Raw genomic sequence first — 24,406 nt, 5'->3', positions numbered from 1 at the left:
TGGGCCACGGCCGAGAGCCGCACCGCCGGAACGAGGAGAGCCCGTGGAACCGCTGGACCGGGACGGCATCGCCGGGCGTCTCGCCGGCTTCCCGCGGGTGGCCGCGGAGCGGCCCGAGCTGAAGCAGGCGGCCGTGGCCGTGTGCGTGACCGTCCGCGACGGCGCGCCCAGCCTGGTGATCACCCGCCGCGCCGCGGGGCTGCGGGCCCACGCCGGTCAGTGGGCGCTGCCCGGCGGGCGGCTCGACGCCGGTGAGGGCCCCGTCGCGGGAGCGCTCCGGGAACTGCACGAGGAGATCGGGCTCGACCTGGGCCCCTCGGCCGTCCTCGGGCTGCTCGACGACTACGTGACGCGCTCGGGCTACGTGATGACACCGGTGGTCTGCTGGGCCGGTCCGGTCGACGGCTTCGCCGGGTCCGAGCGCGAGGTGGCGGCCGTCCACGAGGTGCCGCTGGCCGACCTCGACGTCGACCCGGTCGTGGAGACGATCCCCGAGTCCGAGGCGCCGGTGATCCGGCTGCCGCTGCTGGGCGGCCACGTGCACGCGCCCACGGCGGCGGTGGTCCACCAGTTCTGCCGGATCGCCTGCCGCGGCGAGGTGCAGCGGGTCGCCCACTACGAGCAGCCGGTCTTCGCCTGGCGCTAGCCGGCCGTGGTGACCGCAACGTCGGCCGCCGCCGCCGGTGCGTCGGTGCTGCTTGACTGACCGGCATGGATCTCCCCGTGCAGCCGCCGGTGAAGCCGATGCTGGCCAAGGCCGCCACGCGCGTGCCCGTCGGCGACGAGTGGTTCTACGAGCCCAAGTGGGACGGCTTCCGCTGCATCGTGTTCCGGGACGGCGACGAGGTGGAGCTGGGCAGCCGCAACGAGCGCCCGCTCACCCGCTACTTCCCCGAGGTCGTGGCGGCGGTGAAGGCCAACCTGCCCGAGCGCTGCGTCGTCGACGGCGAGATCATCGTGCCGCGGGGCGACCGGCTGCACTTCGAGGCCCTCCTGCAGCGCATCCACCCGGCCGAGTCCCGCGTCACCCTGCTGGCCGAGCAGACCCCGGCGTCCTTCGTCGCCTTCGACCTGCTGGCCCTGGGCGACGAGTCGCTGCTCGAGACGCCGTTCGCCGACCGGCGGGCCCGGTTGGAGACCGCGCTGGCGGGCGCCCGGGCGCCCGTGTACCTGACCGGGGTCACCCGGGACGCCGCCACCGCCGAGCGCTGGTTCGAGACGTTCGAAGGGGCCGGGCTCGACGGCGTCGTCGCCAAGTCGGCCACCCTGCCCTACGGCCCCGACCAGCGGCTGATGACCAAGGTGAAGCACGTGCGGACGGCGGACTGCGTGGTCGCCGGGTTCCGCTGGCACAAGAGCGGGCCGATCGTCGGCTCGCTGCTGCTGGGGCTCTACGACGGTGACGAGCTGCAGCACATCGGCGTCGCCGCCTCCTTCCCGATGAAGCGCCGGGCCGAGCTGGTCGAGGAGCTCGCGCCCTACCGCGCCGAGGCGCTCGACGGCCACCCCTGGCAGGACTGGGCGAACGCCCAGGTGCAGGCCGGCGAGCAGCGGATGCCGGGCGCGGTGAGCCGGTGGAACGCGAAGAAGGACCTCTCGTGGGTGCCGCTGCGGCCGGAGCTGGTCGTGGAGATCAAGTACGACCAGCTGGAGGGCCGTCGGCTTCGTCACACCGGCCAGTTCCTGCGCTGGCGGCCCGACCGCGACCCCCGCAGCTGCACGTACGACCAGCTCGACGTGCCGGTCCGCTACGACCTGGGCGAGGTCCTGGAGGGCTGAGACGGTGCTCCGCGGCGGCCTTTCTGCAGGGGCCCGCCGCGAGCGTGCGAGCGGTGGGGGGCAGAAAGGTCCTTATGCTCGTGATCATGCGTCTGCACCGAGGCCTCCCGGCCGCCGCGTCCGGCCTGCTGCTGGCCCTGCCCCTCGCGCTGAGCGGCTGCACGTCCTTCGGGGAGAGCGCCGAGGAGCCCGCGGCGACCACCACGGCACCGGCCGAGCCCGAGGCGGCGCCGATCGAGTGGACCGACTGCGACGCGCAGATCGAGCCGCTGATCGAGGGCCAGCCGGGCAGCGAGCGCGACGTCGCCTTCGAGTGCGGCCGCACCGACGTGCCGATCAGCTACGACGAGCCCGGGGGCGCCACGCTGCCGCTCTTCCTCGTCCGCGCCGTGCTGGCCGGGCAGACCGACCGCATCGGCTCCCTCATGGTGAACCCCGGTGGGCCGGGCGGCTCGGGCGCGGATGCGGCCATCGGGCTGGCGCTCACCCTCCCCGAGGACGTGCTGCGCCGCTTCGACGTCGTCGGCTTCGACCCGCGCGGCGTGGGGCTGTCCACGCCCGTCGAGTGCATCCCCAAGGAGCTCAAGGACCGCGCGATCGCCGCGGAGCCCCGCCCCACCACCGACGAGCAGCTCGACAGCGTCTTCGCACTGTCCCGGGAGATCGCCGAGGGCTGCGCCGAGGAGTACGGCGAGGCGCTCGGCACGTTCAACACCGTGGACACCGCGCACGACATGGAGCGGCTGCGCGAGGCCCTGGGCGAGGAGCGGCTCAACTACCTCGGCTACTCCTACGGCACCACGCTTGGCTCCACCTACGCCGAGCTCTACCCCGACCGGGTGCGCGCCATGGTCCTCGACGCCGCGGTCGACCCCGACGACGACGCCATCGCCGAGGCGGAGGCCAGCGCCGCCGGCTTCGAGGCCGGCTTCGACGCCTTCGCCGAGAACTGCCGGGGCCTGATCGCCGGCTGCCCGCTGGGCGACGACCCCCGGCTCTTCCTCGAGGAGCTGCTCGCGCAGGCGCAGGCCGCCCCGATCCCGAGCAGCGAGGAGGGCGAGACCCGGCAGGCCACGCCCGGCGTCGTCCTCACCGCGGTGCAGGCGGCGCTCTACGACACCGCGTCGTGGCCGCAGCTGGCGCAGGGCCTCGCCGCCGCCCGCAACGGCGACGCCCGGGCGCTCTTCTCGCTGGCCGACGACTACAGCGGGCGGCTGGAGGACGGGTCGTACTCGAACCTCCTCGACGCCAACGTGGCGATCAACTGCGCCGACACCGAGGAGACGGTGGAGGAGAGCCGGGTCCGCCAGCTCGCCGCCGAGTGGGGCGAGCGGTACCCGCTCTTCGGCGCCGGTTCCGCGGCGGGGCTGTTCACCTGCTCGGTGTGGGAGGCCGACCGCACCCCCGTGCCGGAGCGCGACGCCGAGGGCAGCGCCCCGATCGTCGTCGTGGGCAACGCCGGTGACCCGGTGACCCCGCTGGCCGGCGCCGTGGACCTCGCGGAGGATCTCGACAGCGGCGTGCTGCTGACCTGGCAGGGGCAGGGCCACACCGCCTATCCCAAGACCGAGTGCGTCACCGGCGCGATCAACGCCTACCTCATCGACCTGGCGCCCCCCATGGACGGGCTGACCTGTCCCGCGTGACACTCGTCGGCCCCGGAGCGAGCGGAGCAGCTGGATGGCCACGAGCAAGGACGCCGTCGTCCTGGACGTCGACGGGCACGAGGTGCGGGTCTCCAACCCGGAGAAGCCGTACTTCCCCGAGCGCGGGATCCGCAAGATCGACGTCGTGCAGTACTTCCTCGCCGTGGGCGAGGGGATCCTGTTCGCGCTGAAGGACCGGCCGACGACGCTGGAGCGCTGGCCCGGTGGCGTGTTCGAGGGAGCCCGGCTCTCCACGCGGGTGGACAACACCGGCGACGCGTTCTACCAGAAGCGGGTGCCCAAGAACGCCCCGGACTGGGTGCCGACGGCGCACATCACCTTCCCGAGCGGGCGCACCGCGGACGAGATCGCGCCGGACTCGGTCGCCGTCGTCGCGTGGTGCGCCAACCTCGGCACGCTCACGTTCCACCCCTGGCCGGTGGGCAAGGCCGACGTCGAGTCGCCGAACCAGATCCGCATCGACCTGGACCCCCAGCCGGGCACCGACTTCTCCGACGCGGTGTGGGTGGCGCCGCACGTGCGGGAGCTGCTGCACGAGCTCGGCATGGAGGGGTGGCCGAAGACCTCGGGCGGCCGCGGGCTGCACATCTACGTGCCCATCCAGCCGCGCTGGACCTTCACCGACGTCCGCCGGGCGGTGATCGCCTTCGGCCGCGAGCTGGAACGCCGTCTCCCCGACCGCGTGACCATGTCGTGGTGGAAGGAGGAGCGCGGCGAGAAGATCTTCATCGACTACAACCAGATGGCCCGGGACCGCACCATCGCGTCCGCGTACTCGATCCGGCCCCGGCCGCACGCCCCCGTCTCCGCACCGGTCGACTGGGAGGAGCTGCCCGATGTGCACCCCACCGACTTCGACGTGCTGAGCATGCCGGCCCGGTTCGCGGCCGTGGGTGACAAGCACGCCGGGCTGGCCGACCACGCCTTCGGCATCGAGCCGCTGCTGGAGCTGGCCGAGCGCCAGGCCGCCGACGACGGCCTCGGTGACCTGCCCTATCCGCCGGACTACCCGAAGATGCCCGGCGAGCCGATGCGGGTGCAGCCCAGCCGCGCACGGAAGCCCGCGACCACCGAGGACTGACCCCCGGGCCGCACCCGCCACCGGCGCCGCGCCTCCGCGGCGCCGGTGGTCACTGCGTTCACCCGATGCTCCTCCGCGGGTCGCCATGCCGTCCTCCCGGCGTCCTCCCCGGACACCACGCTGTCCGCCGGACACCCACGTCGAGGAGGCACACGTGACCGAGTCATCGATTTCCCGGGACGGCTCGCCGGCCGAGGCCGCGCTGACCCGGAGGCGCCTGCTGCAGGCCGCCGCTGTCGTCGGGGTCGGCGTCGGGGCGGGCACCGTGCTGGGCCCCGCCCCCCGGGCATGGGGCGCGCCGGGCCTGACCCGGTCGAGGCCGGAGGTGCGCTGGGGGGTGCAGAGCGGGGACGTCACCGCGCGCTCGGCGGTCGTCTGGTCCAAGACCGACCGCCCCGCGCGCATGGTGGTCGAGGTGGCGGCGACCGAAGACTTCCGCACCCCCCGGGGCCGGTGGTCGGTCGACGTCGGGCCGGACACCGACCACACGGGCAAGGTGCACCTCTCCGGCCTGCCGGCCGGGACGGAGCTGTTCTACCGGGTCAGCTTCGCCGAGCACGACGCGGGGCAGACCAGCGAGCCGCTGACCGGTCGGCTGCGCACCGCGCCGGGCGACCGCCGGGACGTGAGCTTCGCCTGGTCCGGGGACGTCGCCGGCCAGGGGTGGGGGATCAATCCCGACCTGCACGGCATGACCGGGTTCGAGGCGGTTCGCCGGCTCGCCCCGGACTTCTTCATCCACTCCGGCGACAGCGTGTACGCCGACGGACCGCTGCAGGAGCGCGTCGTCCTGCCCGACGGCACGGTGTGGCGCAACGTGGTCACCCCGGAGAAGAGCAAGGTCGCCGAGACGCTGGACGAGTACCGCGGCCAGTACCGGTACAACCTCCTCGACGACAACGTGCGGCGCTTCGCGGCGGAGATCCCGCAACTGGTCCAGTGGGACGACCACGAGGTGACCAACAACTGGTACCCGGGCGAGGTGCTCACCGACGAGCGGTACACGGTCAAGGACGTCGACACGCTGGCCGCCCGCGGCCGGCGGGCATTCCTCGAGTACATGCCGATCGGCGGCAAGAGGATCGACCGGGTGCTGCCGTACGGCCCGCTGGTGGACGTGTTCACCCTGGACCTGCGCACCTACCGCGGTCCCAACTCGCCCAACCTGGCGATGGGTGGCCCCGAGGCCCGGATCTTCGGCACCAGCCAGCTCGGCCAGCTCGCCCGGCAGCTGCGCAACTCCCGGGCCCTGTGGAAGGTGATCGCCTCCGACATGCCGATCGGCCTGGTCGTGCCGGACGGGCCGGTGGACCACGAGGGCATCGCCAACCGCGATCCCGGTCTCCCCGCGGGCCGGGAGCTGGAGATCGCCCGCCTGCTCTCCGACCTCAAGCGGCACGGGGTCCGCAACGTCGTCTGGTTCACCGCCGACGTCCACTACACCGCGGCGCACCACTACGACCCGGCACGGGCTGCGTTCACCGACTTCGACCCGTTCTGGGAGTTCGTCTCCGGCCCGCTGCACGCCGGCACCTTCGGCCCGAACGAGCTCGACCCCACGTTCGGCCCGCAGGTCGTGTTCAACCGGGCCGCCGACCGCCCGAACCAGCCGCCCAGCGACGGCCTGCAGTTCCTCGGCCACGTCCACGTCGACGGGGGCAGCGGCACCATGACGGTGCAGCTCCGCGACGTCGCCGGGCACGTCCTGCACCAGACCGACCTGACCCCGGTCTGACCGGTTCCCGGACGGCGGCCGCGAGCGCGGCCGCCGTCCGGGAGCGCGCCCGACCTCGCCGGCGCCCGCCGTCGCGGCGTGGCCGGGCACCCCGCGCACCCGCCTCCCCTGGTCGGCGTAGGCAGGGCGGGGCGCCCCTGCAGGTCACTCACCCGTCCCCGGACAGGTGGCCGGAGCCGGTGGGCGTGCGGCCGCCCGTCAGCCGGCCAGCCGGTGCGCGGCCGGGCCCAGGGCGTGCACGCTCAGCGCGACCGGCTGCGCGATCTGCTGCGCCAGCCGGGCGGCGGTCACCGCTGCGCGCAGCGCGTCGGCGGACTCGGCCAGCCGGTCGGCGAGGACCAGGTCCAGATCGGCGTCGTGCAGGTCGTCGACGTCGCGCAGGAAGACGGCACCGCCGGGGGCGGGAACGCGGGAGGACACGGGCGAGGCGACGAGCGGGTGCATGGCGTTCTCCTGGATCGGTGGTGCGCCGGATCCGTCCGGCAGGTCCCACCGTCGGGGAGCAGCCGCACGACGGCCCCGAGAGAACCGCAGGAAAACCGCAAGACCGCCCGCTCGCCGTCCTGCGCGACCACGGCACCGGCCGTGTCCGTCGTAGGGGCGGCGCGGCGTCCCCCGGACGGGTGAGCGCCGGCACCCGGGTGGCTCCGGGCGCTCCAGCCGGGGGTAGCGCTGGTCGATGCGGCAGTCGACGACGGCGGAGGAGCACGGGTGAGGATCTGGTTGCTGGCGTACGGCGTCCTGTACGTCGTCGTCGAGATGGTGGGGCACCAGCTGGAGAGCATCGGCTGGCCCCGGATCACCGCCCTCGACGTGGCGACCGCGGTCACCGACGCCTTCCTCACCGTCTCGATCACCCTCGCCGTGCTGCTGGCCGGGCAGCTGGGGCTGCGGCGCTGGGCCCCGGTGGTGGCCGCGCGGCTGCACCCCCCGGCGCCCCCGGCGTTCCTCGTGGACCGCCCGATCGGCGTCCGCTCGTGGCGTCCCGAGCCCCTCGCCCTGCCGGCCGCCACCCCCGCGCGCAACCCGTACTCGGTGGGCGCCTACGGGCCGGCGCGGAACCGGCGCGGACGCCGGGTGGCCCCCGCGTTCCCGGAGGAGCCCGGCCACCTGCTCTGAGCTCCGGACGCCGTCGAGGCCGGCACGGAGAAGAGTCCCAGATCACAGTTCTGCCGCACCGGTGTCCGGATCCCCCGATCGACGGCTAGGGTGAGGACGTCGGGAAGGCCCCGCGCTATGGCAGGACCCCGATGTACCACCTCAGCTAGGAGCGAGCAATGCCCGAAGGAACTGTCAAGTGGTTCAACGCGGAGAAGGGGTTTGGCTTCGCCACCCCGGACGGCGGCGGACCGGACGTCTTCGTCCACTACTCGGCCATCCAGTCCAGCGGGTACCGCTCGCTCGATGAAGGCCAGCGGATCGCGTTCGACATCGAGCAGGGCCAGAAGGGCCCGCAGGCTGCGAACGTCACCCCGCTCTGATCGTCTGATCAGCACAGCGCCCCCCGCCCGGTTCACCGGGCGGGGGGCGCTGTCGTTCGTGGGCCGCCCGGGCGGGCGGTCAGCGGGCCCGCGGCACGTACCCGCCGATGAGCGCGGACATCAGCAGGGCCCCGTCGTGCTCGCCGACCGCGGCCGCCGCGTCGGCGAAGGCTCGCCAGCGCTGCCGCTCCAGCTCGGTCGGGGCGTTCTCCGCCCGGGCGGTCAGCTGCTCGAGCAACCGCTCCCACTCCCCCTGCGGGGTCGGCCAGAGGCCGGCCAGCCGCCGGGCCTCCGCCGAGATCGCCGTGATGCGCACGATGTCACCGGCGTGGTTGGTCAGCGGCTCGATGTACCCCGCGGACGCCAGCGCTTTCGCCGCGGCGACGACCTCCGCCTTGGGCAGCCCGCTGCCCGGCACGACCGAGCCGAGCAGGTACGGGGCGCCGCCGTGCTTCGGCTCGTCGACCAGCCGGGCGATCGCGCGGAGCACGGGCAGGTCACGGGTGAACCAGACGTCGGGCAGGAGGCCGTCGGGCGATGGGGGCGCGGGAGTCACCCGCCCAGTCTCCCCGGCGCCCGACGCCGGGGCGCCCCGGCCCGGCGTCACGGGGCACCATGCGCTCCGGCCGGGTCGCCCGTGCGCGCCCGGGAGGCGGGGCCGGGCCGGTGAGCACGGGGAATGGTGGTCCGGCGGTGCTCGTTGACCGGGGCATGACGACCTCCCCCGAGAAGCCCCAGGTCACCAAGACCGACGAGGAGTGGCGGGCGCAGCTGTCCCCGGAGGAGTACGCGGTGCTCCGGCAGGCCGGTACCGAGCGCGCCTGGACCGGCGAGTACGTCGACACGAAGACCGTCGGCGTCTACGAGTGCCGCGCGTGCGGCGCCGAGCTGTTCCGCTCGGAGACCAAGTTCGACTCCCACTGCGGCTGGCCGTCGTTCTACGAGGCCTCCGCCGAGGACAACGTCATCCTCCGCGAGGACCGCAGCTTCGGCATGAACCGCACCGAGGTGCTGTGCGCCACCTGCCACAGCCACCTGGGCCACCTGTTCGACGACGCGCCGCAGACGCCGACCGGCGACCGCTACTGCATCAACAGCGTCAGCATCCGGCTGCAGCCCGCCACGACACCGTGATCCTCCGGATCACACCGCGTCCACGAGCCCTTCCCCGGCTCCGCTGAGCGCGTCCGCGTCCCGCGTCGGGAGCCCTCCGGGCCCCGCGACGCGGGACGCAGTGCTGTCCGGCGTCGTCACGCCAGGTCGGCGACCAGCTCGGCGACCGGCTTGCGGACGCCGGTGTAGAACGGCACCTCCTCGCGCACGTGCCGCCGGGCGCGGCTGGCCCGCAGGTCGCGCATCAGATCGACGATGCGGTGCAGCTCGTCGGCCTCGAAGGCGAGCATCCACTCGTAGTCGCCCAGCCCGAACGAGGCCACCGTGTTGGCCCGCACGTCGGGGTAGGGCCGGGCCTGCATGCCGTGCTCCTTGAGCATGTCCCGCCGCTCCTCGTCGGGCAGCAGGTACCACTCGTAGGACCGCACGAACGGGTAGACGCAGACGAACCGCCGCGGCTCCTCGTCGGCCAGGAAGGCCGGGATGTGGCTGCGGTTGAACTCCGCCGGCCGGTGCAGCGCCATCTGCGACCACACCGGCTCCAGGCGCCGGCCCAGGGCCGTGCGGCGGAGGCGGGTGTAGGCGTCCTGCAGCGCCTCGGCCGACGAGGAGTGCCACCAGACCATGAGGTCGGCGTCGGCCCGCAGGCCGCTCACGTCGTAGGTACCGCGGACGACGACGTCCTTGCCGGCCAGCTCCTCGACCAGCGCGGTGGCCTCGTCGGCGGCGGCGGACCGCTGCTCGTCACCGAAGGGCTGCGCCAGCCTGAACACCGACCACATCGTGTACCGGATGGTGGCGTTGAGCTCGTTGGCCCGCTTTCCGGTGCTGCGCTCGTCCACCTGCTGCTCGCTCATGCCCACATCTTCCTCCGCGGCGTGGACGGCGCGAGGACCGGGCGGGTCACGTGCTCGGGATCACCGACAGGTGCCGGCGGGTGCGCCCCGGCCAGCAGGCGAGCGCGGCCAGCCCCAGCGCGACCCCGTCCTCGAGGATCGCCGCGGCGGTGCCCGGCATCCGCCCGGCCGCCCAACGCCGCCAGCCCAGGCCCGCGTACGAGCCGACCAGCGCTCCGGCGACCCCGACCGTGACCGGCAGCGCGCCGTTGGCCCGCTCGCGGGCAGCCAGCCGCCCACCACCTTCGGCAGCGGCGAGCAACCGCGGCGCCAGCGCGGCGCCCTCCGTCCGCGGTGGCACACCCGGCTGCTTGTCCGCGACCAGCTCCACCAGGACGCCGACGGCGCTGAAGACCTGCTGCTTCCTGGTCACGCCGCCCGGCGCCCCTGCGGCCGTGGGTGCGGTGAGGACGGGGCCGGCGAAGCCGAGCGAGCTGCGGCTGCCGGCGGCCAGCCCCAGCACCGCGGAGCGGACCACCAGCCGGGCCCGGGCCGGGCCGCGGGGCGTCGCCCGCTCGCGGGCGGTGGGCACCGCTTCGAGCACCCCCTGCACCGCCGCGCCGTACGCCAGGTGCGGCAGCGCGTCGGCCAGCCAGTCGTCGGCCGACCAGTCGCGCGGGTCGCTCACCCCGAGCGCCGCCACCGCCCCGTCGGTGGCCGCCGTCGACGCCGCACCGGCCAGCAGCGCCCCCACCGGGGCGGGGAACCGGACGCCCAGCGACCGGACAGCGCTGGCCAGGACGCCCACGCCCAGGCCGTTCACGGTGCCGGCGAGCGCGCCGAGCGCGGTCCGCCGGGCGTCGCGGGCGGCGCCGCGGCCGGGGATCTCCCGTCCCGCGCGCGCGGCGACGGCATCGACCAGCCGCTCGGGCACCGTGCTCGCCGGGCGCCCGCGGACGGCCATGTCGAGGTAGTTGACGGCGTCGAGGACGACGGCGCCCAGGGCACCGGCCGCCAGGCCGCGGACGAAGGTGCTGGTCATGCTCCGACCCTGTGGTGCGGCGGCGGGCCCGGCAACCGGAGGGTCAGCCGGTGGTCTTCTCGCCGGTCGCGGCACCGCGCCGGGGGGCGGGCGTGCGGTGGGCCTCGCGGCAGTCGGGGCAGGCGGCCATCCAGACGTGGTGGCGCAGGCAGCGGACGGGGGTGACGGGGAACTGGTCGTGGCGGTACGTCGTGCTCACCGGGGTTCCAACGCCGCGGCGGCACCGGTGATGCCCCGCCCGGGCCGTGGTCCGCACCACGACGGCCACGGAGTTCAGGTCAGGGCGTCGAGCGCCCGGTGGGCGTCCCGGATGCAGGCAGGGATGCCCACCCCGCCGAACGCGGCCCCCGCGATACCCAGCCCCGGCACCTCCGCGACGGCGGCGCGGACGGCGTCCACCCGCGCCTGGTGCCCGACCAGGTACTGCGGCAGGCCACCGCCCCAGCGGACGACGGCGGTCTCCAGCGGCTCCGGGCGGGACAGCCCCAGCAGGTCGGCGACGTCGGCGACCACCGCGGCCGCCAGGTCGTCGTCGCCACGTTGCAGCTCGGACTCGTCACGGAACCGGCCCACCGACGAGCGCACCAGGAGCACGTCCCCGCCCAGGTGCGGCCACTTGGCGGAGGAGACCGTGACGCCCTTGACCAGCCGACCGGTGACCGGCGGCACGAGCAGCCCGCTGCCGGCGTCGACGGGCTGCGCGGTGAAGGCCATGGCCACCACGGCCATCGAGGCGTACGGGATGCCCAGCAACGGCTGCACCGCCCCGGGGGCGACGTCGGCGAGCAGCCGGGCGGCCTTGCCGGCGGGGGCGGTGACCAGGACCGCGTCGGCGCGCAGCACCTCCGGCGCACCCGCCGGGCCCACGGAGAGCTCGAGCCCCGCGGGTGTCCGCCGGATCCCGTGCGCGGGGGTGCGCAGCCGGACCTCGGCCCGGGCCGCGGTCACCAGCGCCGCGGGCAGCGCGCCGATGCCCTCGTCGACCGTCTGGAACACGGGGCCGTCGGCGTCGCCCCGGCTCCGGTTCCCCGTCTCCCGGGCGGCCGCGGCCGCGGCCAGCACCGACTCCGCGCCCTGCAGGTGGGCGAACAGGGCCGGCATGGTCGCCTGCAGGGAGAGCTCGTCGGCCCGGCCGGCGTAGACGCCGCCCAGCAGCGGCTCGACCAGCCGGTCGACCACCTCGTCGCCGAGCCGCTCGCGCAGCAGGCCGCCGACGGCGACGTCGCCGTCCACGGTGAGCGGTGGCAGCTCCACCTCGGCCCGCACCCGGGCGACGCCCGCCGGCGTGAGGATGCCGTCGAGCCCGTCCGCCGTCGCCGGCACGCCGAGCACGGTGCCGGCCGGGAGCGGGAACCGGCCCTCGGGCAGCACGACCGACGCCTGGGTGGTGGCCGGCGCGACGAGCCGGTCCCCCAGCCCGAGGGCTTCGACCAGGCCGATCGCCTCGGGTACACGGGCCAGCATCGCCTCGGGCCCGGTGTCGTACCAGTGCCCGGCCAGCTCGATGCGGTGCAGCTTCCCGCCGATCCGGTCACCGGCCTCGAGCACGACGATCTCGTCGTCGGGGCGCCGACGGCGCCACTCGAAGGCTGCGGCCAGCCCGGTGATGCCGGCCCCGACGACGACGAGCCGGGACCGGGTCATCGCGCGGTCAGCTCGTGGACGAGCTCGACGACGTGGGTGAGCACGTCCGGGTCGGTCTCGGGCAGCACGCCGTGCCCGAGGTTGAAGATGTGCCCGCGGGCGGCCTGCGCCTGCCGCACCACCCGGCGCACCTCGCGGTCGACCGTCGCCCGGTCGGCCAGCAGGACCGCGGGGTCCAGGTTCCCCTGCAGGGAGCGGCCGGGGCCCACGCGCCGCGCGGCCTCGTCCAGCGGCACCCGCCAGTCGACCCCCACGACGTCGGCCCCGGCCTCGCCGATGAGCGGCAGCAGCTCCCCGGTGCCCACACCGAAGTGGATGCGGGGGACGTCCCGCTCCCCCAGCCCGTCGAAGGCCGCGCGCGAGTGCGGCAGCACCCGCTCGGAGTAGTCGGCGGCGGACAGGACGCCGGCCCACGAGTCGAACAGCTGCACCGCCGACGCCCCGGCGTCCACCTGGGCGCGCAGGAAGGTCGCCGCCGACGCCGAGAGCCGCTGCAGCAGCCGGCCCCACGCCTCCGGCTCGGCGTACATGAACGCCTTCGTGCGGGCGTGCTCCTTGGAGGGACCGCCCTCGATCAGGTAGGTGGCGAGGGTGAACGGCGCCCCGGCGAAGCCGATGAGCGGCGTGGGACCGAGCTCCGCGACCAGCGAGCGCACCGCCGTCTGGAGGAAGCCGAGCTGCTCGGGCGCCAGGTCGGGCAGCGCGTCGACGTCGGCGACCGTGCGCACCGGGTCGGCGACCACCGGCCCGATGCCCGGCTTGATCTCGATGTCGACGCCGGCGACGACCAGCGGCAGCACGATGTCGGAGAAGAGGATGGCGGCGTCCACCCCGTGGCGGCGGACCGGCTGCAGGGTGATCTCGGTGACCAGGTCGGGGTCCTGGCAGGCCGCCAGCATCGCCGTGCCGGCGCGCAGAGCCCGGTACTCCGGGAGCGAACGCCCGGCCTGGCGCATGAACCAGACGGGGGTGCGGCTCACCGGGAGACCACGTGCGGCGCGGACGAGGTCGGAATCGGCCGGGGACGCCGACGCGGGAGCGGGACTCACGACCGCCGATCCTCCCAGACGGCCGGGCGGCACCGGTCCGCCGCGTCCTGCGCGACTGCGGCGCGTCGGCGCCCTGGTGCTGCGTCCGGGCCTACTCTGCGGACGTGGAGCCGCGCAACCGGGCCGATGCCGGGGACGGGAACCGGGACGACGCCGTCCCGGCCGCCTTCCGCGCCGCCCTGGAGTCGCTGGCCGCAGTGCGGGTCCGCCCGGAGATCGAGCTGGGCCGCATCCCCGCCCCGCAGCGGCTGGCTCCCTTCGCCTACGCGATCGGCGCCCGGGTGCCCGACCCCGACGCCGAGGACGAGGACGACGTCGAGATCGCCAGCGCGCGGTTCATCGTCCTGTTCGACCCGGAGGGCCACGAGGCCTGGCACGGCACCACGCGGTGCGTCGGCTACCTGTCCGCAGCGACCGACGAGCAGCTGGTCGACGACGCGATGTTCTCCGAGGTGGCGTGGAGCTGGCTCACCGACGCGCTGGGGGACGCCGGCGCGGCGCACCACACCGTCGGCGGCACGGTCACCCGCACCGCCTCGACGCGGTTCGGCGAGCTGGCCGGGCCCGAGCACTCCGTCGACGTCGAGATCCGCGCCTCCTGGACGGCCGACGGCGCTGACCTGGACCGGCACCTGCTGGCCTGGCTGGAGGTGCTCGGCAACGCCGCCGGGCTCCCGCCGCCCGGTGTCCGGCTGCTGGGTCCCTCCGACCGGGTCGGTAGCGAGACTCTCTAACATCGGTGCGGCACAGCGGCACGGAGCCCGTTGCGCCGGTGCTCCTCCCCAGGATCGGCGCGGTGCACCCCGGCCCGGGCGCCGGTGGACCGACAGACGAGGACCGGCAAGAAGGTGGACGGCAACTGAGCACCGAGCCCACTCCCCAGCCACCGGAGGACCCGGCGGCCGCTGCGGCCCCCGAACCGATCCCGCTGCTGGCACCCCGCGACGGGCTGCCGCCGGTCATCGAGACCTCCACCCAGCTGGTGGAGTACGCCGAGGCGCTGCGCGCGGGTCGCGGCCCCGTCGCCGTCGACGCCGAGCGGGCCTCCGGCTACCGCTACGGGCAGCGCGCCTACCTGGTGCAGCTGCGGCGCGACGGGTCGGGCACCGGCCTGCTCGACCCGATCCCCCTGCCCGACCTGTCGGTGCTGCAGGAGGCGATCGCCGACGCCGAGTGGGTGCTGCACGCGGCGAACCAGGACCTGCCCTGCCTGGCGGAGATCGGTCTGGTCCCCGCCCGGATCTTCGACACCGAGCTGGCCGCCCGCCTCGCGGGGCTGCCCCGGGTCGGGCTGGGCGCCGTCGTCGAGTCGCTGCTCGGCTTCTCGCTGCAGAAGGGGCACTCCGCCGCCGACTGGAGCACCCGCCCGCTGCCCGAAGAGTGGCTGGTCTACGCCGCGCTCGACGTGGAGGTGCTGGTCGACCTGCGCGACGCGCTGGCGGCCATCCTCGAGGAGCAGGGCAAGAGCGACTGGGCGCGGCAGGAGTTCGAGGCGATCCTCGCCGCCGGCCCACCGGCGCCCAGGCAGGACCCGTGGCGCCGCACCTCGGGCGTGCACGGCCTGCGCAGCCGGCGCCAGCTGGGCATGCTCAAGGCCATCTGGGAGGCGCGCGACGAGCTGGCCCGCAAGCGGGACGTCGCGCCCGGCCGGGTGCTGCCCGACTCGGCGATGGTCGCCGCCGTCCAGGCCGACCCCAAGAACGAGGGCGCCCTGCTGGAGCTGCCGGTGTTCCGCGGCCGGGCCAACCGCCGGCTGGTGGCGCACTGGTACAACGCACTGGCCCGCGGCAAGGCGCTGCCGGAGAACGAGCTGCCGCTGCACAGCAGGCCCGGTGACGGGCCTCCGCCGGTGAACCGGTGGGCCGACCGCGACCCGGCGGCCGCCGCCCGGCTGCAGGTGGTCCGCGCGGGGCTCGCCGAGCTGTCGGAGAAGCACGCCGTGCCGGTGGAGAACATCCTCTCCCCCGACCTGGTGCGGCGGCTCGTGTGGAGCCCGCCGGAACCTCGGGAGCCCGGCGCCGTGGCCGAGGCGCTGCGAGCCGGCGGCGCCCGCGAGTGGCAGCTCGAGCTCACCCGCGACCTGCTCGCCGACGCGATCACCCGCGCCTGAGGGAGGACCCCGCCGCCCCCCGCGGCTCGCAGGCTCGCAGCGGGTCCCTGCCCCGGGGCCGCAGGAGGGCCGACGACGACGCCGGCGCCGCCCGCGGGGTGCGGACGACGCCGGCGTCGGCGTGGTCGCCTGCCGCCCGCCGGCGCTGAGCACGGCGGGCGGCAGGGGTCATCGTCGGGCCGTGGCAGCCCGTCGGCGGGCGAGCGCGTCGACGCTCGCGGCGAGCAGGAGCACCCCGCCGGTGATGATGAAGTTCAGGTACGCGGCCACACCCAGCAGCCCGAGCCCGTTGGCGATGATCGCGATGACGAGCCCACCCAGGACGGCGTCCCGGGCCCGGCCGCGCCCACCGAAGAGGCTGGTACCACCGATCACCGCGGCCCCGACCGCGTAGAGCAGGGTGTTGCCGGCACCGGCGTCCGGGGTGACCGAGCTGAGCCGGGAGACGGCGAAGATGCCGCTGAGCGCCGCCAGGCTGGAGGAGAGGACGAAGACGCTCACGCGGATGCGGGTGACGTTGATCCCCGCGCGACGCGCCGCCTCCGCGTTCCCCCCGACCGCGTAGATGTGCCGGCCGTAGCTGGTGCGGCTCAGCACGAAGGTGAGCAGCAGCAGGAGCACGATGACGATCGGCACCGCGTAGGGGATGCCCTGCAGGTCGATCGCGGCGGCGAGCGCCCGGTCGACGCTCAGGATGGCCGTCGCCACCAGCACGACCGCCGAGATCACCACGACGCGGAGCAGGACGACGATCAGCGACTGGTGCGCCAGTCCCCGCGCCCGCTGGCTGCGCCACCGCCACAGCTCGGCGACGGCGTAGACGACCACGACCCCGATCGCCAGCACCCAGCCCCACACGACCGGGAGGTTCTGGTTGATCAGGCCGACGATGACGTCGTCCCGGACGGGCACGGTGCCACCCTGGCCGATCAGCCAGAGGGTGACGCCCTGCCAGCCCAGGAACAGCGCCAGGGTCACCACGAAGGACGGGATCCCGACGATGCCGACGAGGCTGCCGGTGAACAACCCGATGAGCGCGCCGACCGCGATCGCGGCCAGCACGGCGAGGTACCAGGCCACGTCCGCCTGCACCAGCAGCTGGGCGAGGACGGCGGCGCAGACGCCGCTCACGACGCCGGCGGAGAGGTCGATCTCCCCGAGGAGCAGGACGAAGACCAGGCCCATCGCGAGCACGGTGATCGGGATGGCCTGGGTGAGCAGGTTGGCCAGGTTGATCGGCGCGAGGAACGTGCCGGGCCGCAGCACGGTGAACAGGATGCCCAGGACGATGATGCCCATGATGGCCGGCAGCGCGCCGAGGTCACCGGCGCGCAGCTTGTTCACGTAGCCGCGGACGGCGCCGCCCAGGGAGTTGTCCTGGCGGTCGCCCTCGAAACCGGCGGCCGGCTTCTGCGATCCGCTCGCCTCGGCGGCGGTCAGGGTGTTGCTCGACATGGAAGTCCTCTCAGTCCTCGAGCGCGTCCGGTGCGAGCCCCAGCTCACCGGAGCGGCCGGAGGTGATCAGCTCGATGACCTGGGTGCGGTCGACCTCGGAGATGGGGACGTCCGCGGCGATCCGGCCCAGGTACAGGGCGGCGACCCGGTCGGCGACCTCGAACACGTCGACCATGTTGTGGGTGATGAAGACGACGGCGTGGCCGGTGTCGGCGAGGCGGCGGACCAGGTCGAGCACCTGACGGGTCTGCGCGACGCCGAGCGCGGCGGTGGGCTCGTCCAGGATGACGAGCTTGGACTCCCAGAGGACGGCCTTGGCGATGGCGACCGTCTGCCGCTGCCCACCGGAGAGGCTGGACACCAGCTGGCGCACCGACTTCAGCGTGCGCACCGACAGCTTGGTGAGCGTGTCCCGCGCGGCCTCCTCCATCGAGGCCTCGTCGAGGACCAGGCCGCGCTTGCGCTCCCGGCCGAGGAACATGTTCTGGACGACGTCGAGGTTGTCGGCCAGCGCGAGGTCCTGGTAGACGACCTCGATGCCCAGGCGGGCCGCGTCGCGCGGGCCGTGCAGCTGCACCGGCCGCCCCTCGAACTCGACGGTGCCGGAGTCGACCGGGTGGATGCCGGCGATCGCCTTGATCAGCGTGCTCTTGCCCGCGCCGTTGTCACCGACGAGCGCGGTGACCTTGCCGGGGTAGACGTCGAGGTGGACGTCGTGCAGGACCTGGACGGCCCCGAAGCTCTTGTTGACCCCGCGCAGGCTCAGGGTGGGCCGGTCGGTGGTCGTGGGGGTCGGACTCTGTTCGAGTGCGGACACCGGTGCGTCCTTCCGCAGGGGGTCGGCCCGTCGTGGGCCGGAGGGAGACAGTCTGACGCCCTGCGGGTCCGCGGGTGACCCGAGACCCGCAGGGCGGGCGGCAGACGGCCGGGGCGCCCAGCTGGTGGACGCCCCGGCCGGACCGGCTCAGGAGATGCCGAGCTCCTCGCAGGCAGCCGCGAACTCGCCCGTGCACACGTCCTCGGCCGACTGGTAGCCGTCCTCGATGACCCGCGAGACGTTCTCGCGGAAGATCGAGACCGGCTCGAGCAGCACCGACGGCACCTCGCGGTCACCCTCGGGGTCCTCCACCGAGCCGTCCACCTCGGGCTCCTCGCCGTTGACGAGGGCGACCGCGAGCTCGGCCAGGGCGTTGGCCTCCTCCTCGATCGGCTTGTAGACCGTCATGCACTGACGCCCCGCGAGGATGTTCTGCAGCCCCTCGACGGTCGCGTCCTGGCCGGTCACCGGCACCTCACCCGCAGCGTTGTTGCGGGCCAGGATCGACACGACCGCGTTGGCCAGGCCGTCGTTGGCGGCCAGGACACCCTGGATGTCACCGCCGGCCTGCGTGTACATCTGCTCGAAGATGGTGGCGGCCTGCTGGTTGTCCCACTCCGGCACGGCCTGCTCGGCCACGACGGTGTACTGGTCCATCGGGTCGAGGACCTCGTGCGCCCCCTGCGAGAAGAGGGTGGCGTTGTTGTCGTCGGGCGAGCCGTTGAGGAAGGCGATGTTCGCCTCCGTGAGGCCGTTCTCCTCCAGGCACTGGGCCAGGCCCTCGCCCTGCAGGCGACCCACCTCGACGTTGTCGAAGGAGACGTAGTAGTCGCTCTCCCCGCCGAGGGTCAGGCGGTCGTAGTCGATCGTCTGCACGCCCTGCTGCTCGGCCTGGCGCTGGATCGCCGCACCGGAGGCCGAGTCGAGGTTCGTGATCGCCAGGACGGTGACGCCCTCGGTGATCATCTGCTCGGCGATGGTGGCCATCCGCTGCGCGTCACCCTGCGCGTTCTGGATGTCGTACTCGACGCCGGCCTCCTCGAAGGCGGCCTCGAGCAGGGGACGGTCGGCCGACTCCCAGCGGGCCGAGGACGCGGTGTCGGGGAGGATCACGCCGACCTTGCCCGCGGCCTCGCCACCGCCACCGCCACCGCCGTTGCCGCCGTTGCTGCCGCTGTCGTCGCCACCACACGCGGCCAGCCCGAAGACCAGGGCCGCAGCGATCGCCGTCGTCACCGTGCGCCGTCGCGCCATGAGAGGGACCTCTATTTCGTTGGGGTTACAGAGAAATTCCGGCGGGTCATCTTGCGCGCCCGGCCCTTGTGACCGCAAGCACACCCCCTGGCCGTTGCCGGACCGTGATCCGGAACCCCCTCGATCGGGGTCGTGCCACCCTTGGTCCTCCGGTTACCGACGGGTAACTTGTACCGCGACGGGCCCTGCCGGGCCTGCTACGAATCCTGCGGAGGTTCTGTGTCATCCACTGAGCGGCGGCCACGCTCGCTGCGTGAGGTCGTCTTCGTCGACGGCGTGCGCACCCCCTTCGGCAAGGCCGGCCCGAAGGGCATCTACGCCGAGACGCGCGCCGACGACCTCGTCGTGCGCTGCATCCGCGAGCTGCTGCGCCGCAACCCGGCGCTGCCGGCCGACCGGGTCGACGAGGTGGCCATCGCCGCCACCACCCAGATCGGCGACCAGGGCCTGACCCTCGGCCGCACGGCCGCGCTGCTGGCCGGCCTGCCGAAGACCGTCCCCGGCTACTCGATCGACCGCATGTGCGCCGGCGCGATGACCGCTGTGACCACCACCGCGTCGGGCATCGCCTTCGGCGCCTACGACGTCGCCATCGCCGGCGGCGTCGAGCACATGGGCAACCACCCCATGGGCGAGGGCGTGGACCCGAACCCGCGGATCATCAGCGAGAAGCTGGTCGACCCCTCCGCGCTGGTCATGGGCTCCACCGCGGAGAACCTGCACGACCGGTTCCCCCACCTGACCAAGGAGCGCGCCGACGCGTTCGCGCTGGCCAGCCAGCAGAAGTACGCGAAGGCGGTCGCCAACGGGCAGATCGGCCCGGAGCTGGTCACCGTGGCGACCCGCTCGGCCGAGCACGGCTGGGGCGTCGCCACCGTCGACGAGCCGCCGCGCCCGCAGACCACCCTCGAGGGCCTGGGCACGCTGAAGACGCCGTTCCGCCCGCACGGCCACGTCACCGCAGGCAACGCCGCCGGTCTCAACGACGGCGCGACCGGCTGCCTGCTCGCCGCCGAGGACGTCGCCGAGGAGCTCGGGCTGAACGTCGGCATGCGGCTGGTCGGCTACGGCTTCGCCGGTGTCGAGCCCGAGGTGATGGGCATCGGCCCGGTGCCCTCCACCGAGAAGGCGCTGGCCCGCACCGGCCTGTCCATCTCCGACATCGGCCTGTTCGAGCTGAACGAGGCCTTCGCCATCCAGGTGCTGGCGTTCCTCGACCACTTCGGCATCGCCGACGACGACGAGCGCGTCAACCCGTGGGGCGGCGCGATCGCCGTCGGCCACCCGCTGGCCTCCTCCGGCGTCCGCCTGATGACCCAGCTGTCCCGCCAGTTCGCCGAGCGCCCCGACGTCCGGTACGGCCTCACCGCCATGTGCGTGGGCCTCGGCATGGGCGCGACCGTGATCTGGGAGAACCCGAACTGGGAAGGTGCGGCCAAGTGACTGCTGTCTTCGAGAACGAGGTCGTCACCTCCGCCAAGGTGCGGTTCCTCGCCCACCCGGGCCTGGCCGGGGAGATCGCGCTGATCACCCTGGACAACGGGCACGACCACACCCGGCCCTCCACGTTCGGCCCGGGCGGGCTGGCGTCGCTGGACGCCGCCCTGGACGAGATCGCGGCGCACTCGCCGGCGCCGGCGGCGATCGCCGTCACCGGCAAGCCGTTCATCTTCGCGGTGGGCGCGGACCTCTCCGGCGTGCCCTCGATCGCCTCCGCGGAGCAGGCGCGCGAGGTCGCCGAGACCGGCCACCGGGTGTTCCGGCGGCTCAAGGACTCGTCGATCCCGACGTTCGCCTTCGTCAACGGCGTCGCGCTGGGCGGTGGCCTGGAGCTGGCGCTGCACTGCCACTACCGGACGATCAGCGCCGGCGCGGCGGTCGCCTTCCCCGAGGCCTTCCTCGGCCTGGTGCCCGGCTGGGGCGGCACCCAGCTGCTGCCCAACCTCATCGGCATCGACCCGGCCGTCACGGTCATCGTCGAGAACGCCCTGGCGCAGAACAAGATGACGCCGGCGCCGAAGGCCGCGAAGCTCGGTATCGCCGACGCGCTGTTCGAGCCGGCCGACTTCCTGGAGCGCTCGCTGGAGTGGGCCGTCGGCGTGCTCGACGGCTCGGTGCCGGTGTCCCGGCCCGAGATCGACCGCTCGGGGTGGGACGACGCGATCGCCCGCGCCCGCGGAATCGTGGCGGCCCGCACCCGCAACGCCTCCCCCGGCGCCGTCCGCACCGTCGAGCTGCTCGACCTGGCGCGGGCCGGCGTCGAGGGCGAGGCCTTCACCGCCGGCACCGCCGCCGAGGACGACGCACTCGCCGAGCTGCTGATGAGCGACCCGCTGCGGGCCTCGCTCTACTCCTTCGACCTGGTGAACAAGCGGGCCAAGCGGCCGGCCGGCGCGCCGGACAAGTCGCTGGCCCGCAAGGTCACCAAGGTCGGCGTCGTCGGCGCCGGGCTGATGGCCTCGCAGCTGGCGATGCTGTTCGTGCGCCAGCTGAAGGTGCCGGTGGTGCTCACCGACATCGACCAGGCGCGCGTCGACAAGGGCGTGGCCTACGTGCACGGCGAGCTGGACAAGCTGGCCCAGCGCGGCCGGCTGACCTCCGACAAGCTCAACCAGCTCAAGGGCCTGGTCACCGGCTCGCTGTCCAAGGACGTCTTCGCCGACGCCGACCTCGTCATCGAGGCGGTCTTCGAGGAGATGTCGGTGAAGCAGCAGGTGTTCGCCGAGGTCGAGGCGATCGTGTCCGAGACCTGCGTGCTGGCGACGAACACCTCGGCGCTGTCGGTCACCGAGATGGCCGCCAAGCTCGAGCACCCCGAGCGCGTGGTCGGCCTGCACTTCTTCAACCCGGTCGCCGTCCTCCCGCTGCTGGAGGTCGTGCGCGCCGAGCAGACCGACGACGCCACGCTGGCCACCGCCTTCGCCGTCGGCAAGTCGCTGAAGAAGAGCTGCGTGCTCGTCGCGGACGCCCCGGCGTTCGTCGTCAACCGGCTGCTCACCCGTTTCCTCGGTGAGGTCACCTCGGCCGTGGAGCAGGGCACGCCGGTCGAGGTCGCCGAGCGCGCTCTCGACCCGCTGGGCCTGCCCATGACGCCGTTCGAGCTGCTCTCGCTCGTCGGGCCCGCGGTCGCGCTGCACGTGGCCGAGCGCATGCACGAGGCATTCCCCGACCGGTTCGCCGTCGGCGAGGGTCTCAAGCGCGTCGTCGAGCTCGGCAAGTCGAGCGTCTTCGTCGAGCCGGGCGTCGTCGACCCGGAGCTGGCGGACGCCTTCGCCGGTGACGCGCCGCTCACCGCGGAGCAGGTGCACGACCGCGCGGTCGAGGCGCTGGCGCAGGAGATCCGGCTGATGCTGGACGAGGGCGTCGTGCAGGCGGTGCAGGACATCGACCTGTGCATGATCCTCGGCGCCGGGTGGCCGTTCTGGCTGGGCGGCATCTCCGCCTACCTGGACCGCACCGGCGTCTCGGAGAAGGTCACCGGCTCGCGGTTCCTGCCCCAGGGCGTGGCCTCGCTCCCCGCGTGACCTGCGCTGGGATCAGGTGACCTGATCATGGAGCGTCCTCCCTCGCGGTGCACCGTGAGGGAGGACGCTCCGCCATGAGGGAGGACGACGGCGCGAGCGAGCTGCGCGCCGTGGTCGTCTCACCAGCACCGACACGACCGCCCCCCGACATCGAACGTGCTGTGCCGCACGGCGGGGTCCGATCAGCGGGCGCCGTCGACCGTCCGCGACGAGGTCCGGGCCCCGCCTCCAGCCCACGTCGGGCCGCCGTGATCGGCAGGCAGCCGGCGAGCTGCGGAACAGCGGCGCCGGCGGCCCGTCCTCCAGCGCATGACGCCGCAGGTGGTTGACGGCCCTGGGCCACCCTGCGAACGTTCGGCGTCCTTCGCTGGACCGTGCCGACGGCCCAGGTTGCTCGACTCGCTGGGGGAAATGATGAGACGTGTCGTGTGTGCAGCAGCCACCGCCGGCTTGGCGATCACGACGCTGGGGATCAGCCCCGCCGTCGCCGCGCCCGCCGATGCCTCGCGGCTGGCCCCGGTGCCGGTGGCCCGGCATCTGGACAACCCCCGGCAACTGGACCTGACCAGTGACGGGGTCCTGGTCATCGCGGAGTCCGGAACCGGCGGCACCGACTGCGCTGAGGTGGGCGGGGAGACCGTGTGCGTCGGCACCACCGGGGCGGTCAGCGTCGTGCGGCGCCCGAGCAAGGTCGAGGGGGTCACCGCGGAGCGCGTGGTGACCGGCCTGCTGTCCGAGGCCGGTCCGTCCGGGATCGGCGCGACCGGCAACGACGCGGCGAGCGCGCGGTCCCTGGACCGGATCTTCATCGCCAAGGACGTCGACGTCCCGGACGGCATCACCGGGCTGCCGGAGGAGCAGGAGGGCAGCCTGCTGCGCGCAGCGGCGGGCCAGCCGGCCGTCGTGGTCGCCGACATCCGCGCTTTCGAGAGGGCGTTCGACCCGGACGGCCAGGGTGTCGAGTCGAACCCGTACGGGGTGCTCGACCTCGGCGACCGGGTACTGGTGGCCGACGCCGCCGCCAACGCCCTCCTCGCCGTCGACGGTAGCGGCGCGATCAGCGTGTTCGCCGTCCTGCCCACCATCAGCGGTGGCGGCTGTGACTCGCGAACCAACCAGGACGGCAGCTTGTCCTGCGACCCGGTCCCGACAACGCTCACCTTCAGCCGCGACGGGGACATCATCGTGGCGGGCCTGGGGTCGCTGGTTCCCGGCGCGGGCCGGGTCTGGGAACTGGACCGCCAGACCGGGGCCATCCAGCAGACCTGGACCGGCTTCACCGGAGTGACCGGCGCAGCACAGGACCAGGCCGGCAACCTGTACGTCAGCGAACTGTTCGGCGGCGCTGACGGGTCCGGTCAGGTGGTGCTGGTGCCGAAGAACGGCGCACGGGCCACGCTGCCTGTGCCATCGCCGGCGGGCGTGGTCGTCGACCAGCCCGGCAACGTGTACGTGGCGGTGAACTCGCTCTCCCCCGGCACCGGAACCGGCGCGCCGGACAGCGACGGGCAGGTCTGGCGGCTGACCAAGCGATCGTTCTAGCCGTACCGACGACGGACGTCGCGGCCGGGCCTCAGCGCATCAGCGGGCGCCGACCTCGACGTGCCGCCGTCTCCCTCACCGCCTGATCACCGCTGGGATCAGGTGACCTGATCATGGAGCGTCCTCCCTCGCGGTGTGCGGTGAGGGAGGACGCTCTGTGGTGAGGGAGGACGCTCTGCGGTGAGGGAGGACGCTCTGCGGTGAGGGAGGACGACGACGGACGACGCGGCCGCGCCCCAGCGGGCCCGGACGTCGCGGTGCGGCAGCGACCCTCGCC

General features: G+C 74.0%; 23 protein-coding genes. 13 read left to right on the top strand and 10 right to left on the bottom strand.

What is annotated here, in order from left to right:
* Positions 1-43: 43 nt before the first annotated feature.
* The 5 genes from ACI79S_RS03120 (at position 44) to ACI79S_RS03100 (ending at position 6,262) form a co-directional block, all read left to right on the top strand.
* Positions 44-646 (top strand): NUDIX hydrolase, encoded by a 603-nt coding sequence (locus tag ACI79S_RS03120; protein ID WP_456591981.1) that lies wholly within the window; start codon positions 44-46, stop codon positions 644-646.
* A 65-nt stretch (positions 647-711) separates the two neighbouring features.
* A complete protein-coding gene (locus ACI79S_RS03115) occupies positions 712-1,779 on the top strand; it encodes an ATP-dependent DNA ligase (protein WP_456591980.1) in 1,068 nt (355 codons plus the stop codon).
* 86 nt (positions 1,780-1,865) lie between these two features.
* Entirely contained in the window at positions 1,866-3,425 is a 1,560-nt protein-coding gene (locus ACI79S_RS03110; RefSeq protein ID WP_456591979.1) for an alpha/beta hydrolase, read from the top strand.
* 34 nt (positions 3,426-3,459) lie between these two features.
* Positions 3,460-4,527: a DNA polymerase domain-containing protein gene (locus tag ACI79S_RS03105; RefSeq protein WP_456591978.1), complete on the top strand. Its 1,068-nt coding sequence runs from the start codon at positions 3,460-3,462 to the stop codon at positions 4,525-4,527.
* A gap of 154 nt (positions 4,528-4,681) precedes the next feature.
* Positions 4,682-6,262, top strand: coding sequence for an alkaline phosphatase D family protein (locus ACI79S_RS03100; protein WP_456591977.1), 1,581 nt, complete (start codon positions 4,682-4,684; stop codon positions 6,260-6,262).
* A 198-nt stretch (positions 6,263-6,460) separates the two neighbouring features.
* Here the strand turns inward: ACI79S_RS03100 and ACI79S_RS03095 are convergent, their stop codons facing one another.
* On the bottom strand, positions 6,461-6,706 hold the full coding sequence (locus tag ACI79S_RS03095; protein ID WP_456591976.1) for a hypothetical protein: 246 nt from the start codon (positions 6,704-6,706) through the stop codon (positions 6,461-6,463).
* A 267-nt stretch (positions 6,707-6,973) separates the two neighbouring features.
* Between ACI79S_RS03095 and ACI79S_RS03090 the strand changes: the two genes are divergently transcribed.
* Together ACI79S_RS03090 and ACI79S_RS03085 are read left to right on the top strand one after the other, a co-directional pair.
* Positions 6,974-7,381, top strand: a complete 408-nt coding sequence (locus ACI79S_RS03090) for a hypothetical protein (protein ID WP_456591975.1) — start codon at positions 6,974-6,976, stop codon at positions 7,379-7,381.
* 158 nt (positions 7,382-7,539) lie between these two features.
* Positions 7,540-7,743 (top strand): cold-shock protein, encoded by a 204-nt coding sequence (locus tag ACI79S_RS03085; protein ID WP_014377016.1) that lies wholly within the window; start codon positions 7,540-7,542, stop codon positions 7,741-7,743.
* A gap of 79 nt (positions 7,744-7,822) precedes the next feature.
* On the opposite strand, the gene ACI79S_RS03080 is transcribed toward ACI79S_RS03085, so the two are convergent.
* Positions 7,823-8,299 (bottom strand): hypothetical protein, encoded by a 477-nt coding sequence (locus ACI79S_RS03080; RefSeq protein ID WP_456591974.1) that lies wholly within the window; start codon positions 8,297-8,299, stop codon positions 7,823-7,825.
* A 155-nt stretch (positions 8,300-8,454) separates the two neighbouring features.
* Between ACI79S_RS03080 and msrB the strand changes: the two genes are divergently transcribed.
* Positions 8,455-8,877 carry a peptide-methionine (R)-S-oxide reductase MsrB gene (gene msrB / locus ACI79S_RS03075; RefSeq protein ID WP_456591973.1) on the top strand — a complete coding sequence of 141 codons (423 nt, stop codon included), beginning with the start codon at positions 8,455-8,457 and terminating at the stop codon, positions 8,875-8,877.
* Positions 8,878-8,993: 116 nt separating this feature from the next.
* On the opposite strand, the gene hemQ is transcribed toward msrB, so the two are convergent.
* The 5 genes from hemQ to hemE form a co-directional block, all read right to left on the bottom strand.
* The gene (gene hemQ, locus ACI79S_RS03070) at positions 8,994-9,713 is read right to left on the bottom strand and encodes a hydrogen peroxide-dependent heme synthase (protein WP_456591972.1); all 720 of its coding nucleotides are present in this window, start codon (positions 9,711-9,713) and stop codon (positions 8,994-8,996) included.
* 46 nt (positions 9,714-9,759) lie between these two features.
* Positions 9,760-10,734: a hypothetical protein gene (locus ACI79S_RS03065; protein ID WP_456591971.1), complete on the bottom strand. Its 975-nt coding sequence runs from the start codon at positions 10,732-10,734 to the stop codon at positions 9,760-9,762.
* Between the two features lie 43 nt (positions 10,735-10,777).
* Positions 10,778-10,933, bottom strand: a complete 156-nt coding sequence (locus ACI79S_RS03060; protein WP_456591970.1) for a hypothetical protein — start codon at positions 10,931-10,933, stop codon at positions 10,778-10,780.
* Between the two features lie 74 nt (positions 10,934-11,007).
* Positions 11,008-12,378: a protoporphyrinogen oxidase gene (gene hemG / locus ACI79S_RS03055; RefSeq protein ID WP_456591969.1), complete on the bottom strand. Its 1,371-nt coding sequence runs from the start codon at positions 12,376-12,378 to the stop codon at positions 11,008-11,010.
* Positions 12,375-13,427, bottom strand: a complete 1,053-nt coding sequence (gene hemE / locus ACI79S_RS03050; protein ID WP_456591968.1) for a uroporphyrinogen decarboxylase — start codon at positions 13,425-13,427, stop codon at positions 12,375-12,377. The genes hemG and hemE overlap by 4 nt, the downstream gene beginning before the upstream one ends.
* 104 nt (positions 13,428-13,531) lie before the next feature.
* Here hemE and ACI79S_RS03045 point away from each other — a divergent pair, with 104 nt between their 5' ends.
* Both ACI79S_RS03045 and ACI79S_RS03040 read left to right on the top strand, forming a co-directional pair.
* On the top strand, positions 13,532-14,161 hold the full coding sequence (locus ACI79S_RS03045; RefSeq protein ID WP_456591967.1) for a DUF3000 domain-containing protein: 630 nt from the start codon (positions 13,532-13,534) through the stop codon (positions 14,159-14,161).
* A gap of 38 nt (positions 14,162-14,199) precedes the next feature.
* On the top strand, positions 14,200-15,537 hold the full coding sequence (locus ACI79S_RS03040; protein WP_456591966.1) for a ribonuclease D: 1,338 nt from the start codon (positions 14,200-14,202) through the stop codon (positions 15,535-15,537).
* 168 nt (positions 15,538-15,705) lie between these two features.
* Here the strand turns inward: ACI79S_RS03040 and ACI79S_RS03035 are convergent, their stop codons facing one another.
* The 3 genes from ACI79S_RS03035 to ACI79S_RS03025 all read right to left on the bottom strand — a co-directional run bounded on the left by ACI79S_RS03035 (position 15,706) and on the right by ACI79S_RS03025 (position 19,063).
* Positions 15,706-16,992 carry a sugar ABC transporter permease gene (locus ACI79S_RS03035; RefSeq protein WP_456591965.1) on the bottom strand — a complete coding sequence of 429 codons (1,287 nt, stop codon included), beginning with the start codon at positions 16,990-16,992 and terminating at the stop codon, positions 15,706-15,708.
* A 10-nt stretch (positions 16,993-17,002) separates the two neighbouring features.
* The gene (locus ACI79S_RS03030) at positions 17,003-17,809 is read right to left on the bottom strand and encodes an ATP-binding cassette domain-containing protein (protein ID WP_456591964.1); all 807 of its coding nucleotides are present in this window, start codon (positions 17,807-17,809) and stop codon (positions 17,003-17,005) included.
* A 147-nt stretch (positions 17,810-17,956) separates the two neighbouring features.
* Entirely contained in the window at positions 17,957-19,063 is a 1,107-nt protein-coding gene (locus ACI79S_RS03025) for a sugar ABC transporter substrate-binding protein (RefSeq protein ID WP_456591963.1), read from the bottom strand.
* A 219-nt stretch (positions 19,064-19,282) separates the two neighbouring features.
* Between ACI79S_RS03025 and ACI79S_RS03020 the strand changes: the two genes are divergently transcribed.
* The 3 genes from ACI79S_RS03020 (at position 19,283) to ACI79S_RS03010 (ending at position 24,129) form a co-directional block, all read left to right on the top strand.
* Positions 19,283-20,506 (top strand): thiolase family protein, encoded by a 1,224-nt coding sequence (locus ACI79S_RS03020; RefSeq protein WP_456591962.1) that lies wholly within the window; start codon positions 19,283-19,285, stop codon positions 20,504-20,506.
* Positions 20,503-22,587, top strand: coding sequence for a 3-hydroxyacyl-CoA dehydrogenase NAD-binding domain-containing protein (locus ACI79S_RS03015; protein ID WP_456591961.1), 2,085 nt, complete (start codon positions 20,503-20,505; stop codon positions 22,585-22,587). Before ACI79S_RS03020 ends, ACI79S_RS03015 begins: the two co-directional genes overlap by 4 nt.
* Positions 22,588-22,896: 309 nt before the next feature.
* A complete protein-coding gene (locus ACI79S_RS03010; RefSeq protein ID WP_456591960.1) occupies positions 22,897-24,129 on the top strand; it encodes a ScyD/ScyE family protein in 1,233 nt (410 codons plus the stop codon).
* Positions 24,130-24,406 lie beyond the last annotated feature (277 nt).

Source organism: Blastococcus sp. SYSU DS1024, from assembly GCF_054050795.1.
Note: the sequence above shows the minus strand (reverse complement) of the source record. Positions and strands in the feature narration are given on the sequence as shown.

Coding starts and splice junctions, on each gene's coding strand:
- ACI79S_RS03035 (WP_456591965.1), bottom strand. CDS start 16,992: ATGTCGAGCAACACCCTGACCGCCGCCGAGGCGAGCGGATCGCAGAAG.
- ACI79S_RS03065 (WP_456591971.1), bottom strand. CDS start 10,734: ATGACCAGCACCTTCGTCCGCGGCCTGGCGGCCGGTGCCCTGGGCGCC.
- ACI79S_RS03085 (WP_014377016.1), top strand. CDS start 7,540: ATGCCCGAAGGAACTGTCAAGTGGTTCAACGCGGAGAAGGGGTTTGGC.
- ACI79S_RS03115 (WP_456591980.1), top strand. CDS start 712: ATGGATCTCCCCGTGCAGCCGCCGGTGAAGCCGATGCTGGCCAAGGCC.
- hemG (WP_456591969.1), bottom strand. CDS start 12,378: ATGACCCGGTCCCGGCTCGTCGTCGTCGGGGCCGGCATCACCGGGCTG.
- hemQ (WP_456591972.1), bottom strand. CDS start 9,713: ATGAGCGAGCAGCAGGTGGACGAGCGCAGCACCGGAAAGCGGGCCAAC.
- ACI79S_RS03025 (WP_456591963.1), bottom strand. CDS start 19,063: ATGGCGCGACGGCGCACGGTGACGACGGCGATCGCTGCGGCCCTGGTC.
- ACI79S_RS03105 (WP_456591978.1), top strand. CDS start 3,460: ATGGCCACGAGCAAGGACGCCGTCGTCCTGGACGTCGACGGGCACGAG.
- msrB (WP_456591973.1), top strand. CDS start 8,455: ATGACGACCTCCCCCGAGAAGCCCCAGGTCACCAAGACCGACGAGGAG.
- ACI79S_RS03095 (WP_456591976.1), bottom strand. CDS start 6,706: ATGCACCCGCTCGTCGCCTCGCCCGTGTCCTCCCGCGTTCCCGCCCCC.
- ACI79S_RS03110 (WP_456591979.1), top strand. CDS start 1,866: ATGCGTCTGCACCGAGGCCTCCCGGCCGCCGCGTCCGGCCTGCTGCTG.
- ACI79S_RS03010 (WP_456591960.1), top strand. CDS start 22,897: ATGACGCCGCAGGTGGTTGACGGCCCTGGGCCACCCTGCGAACGTTCG.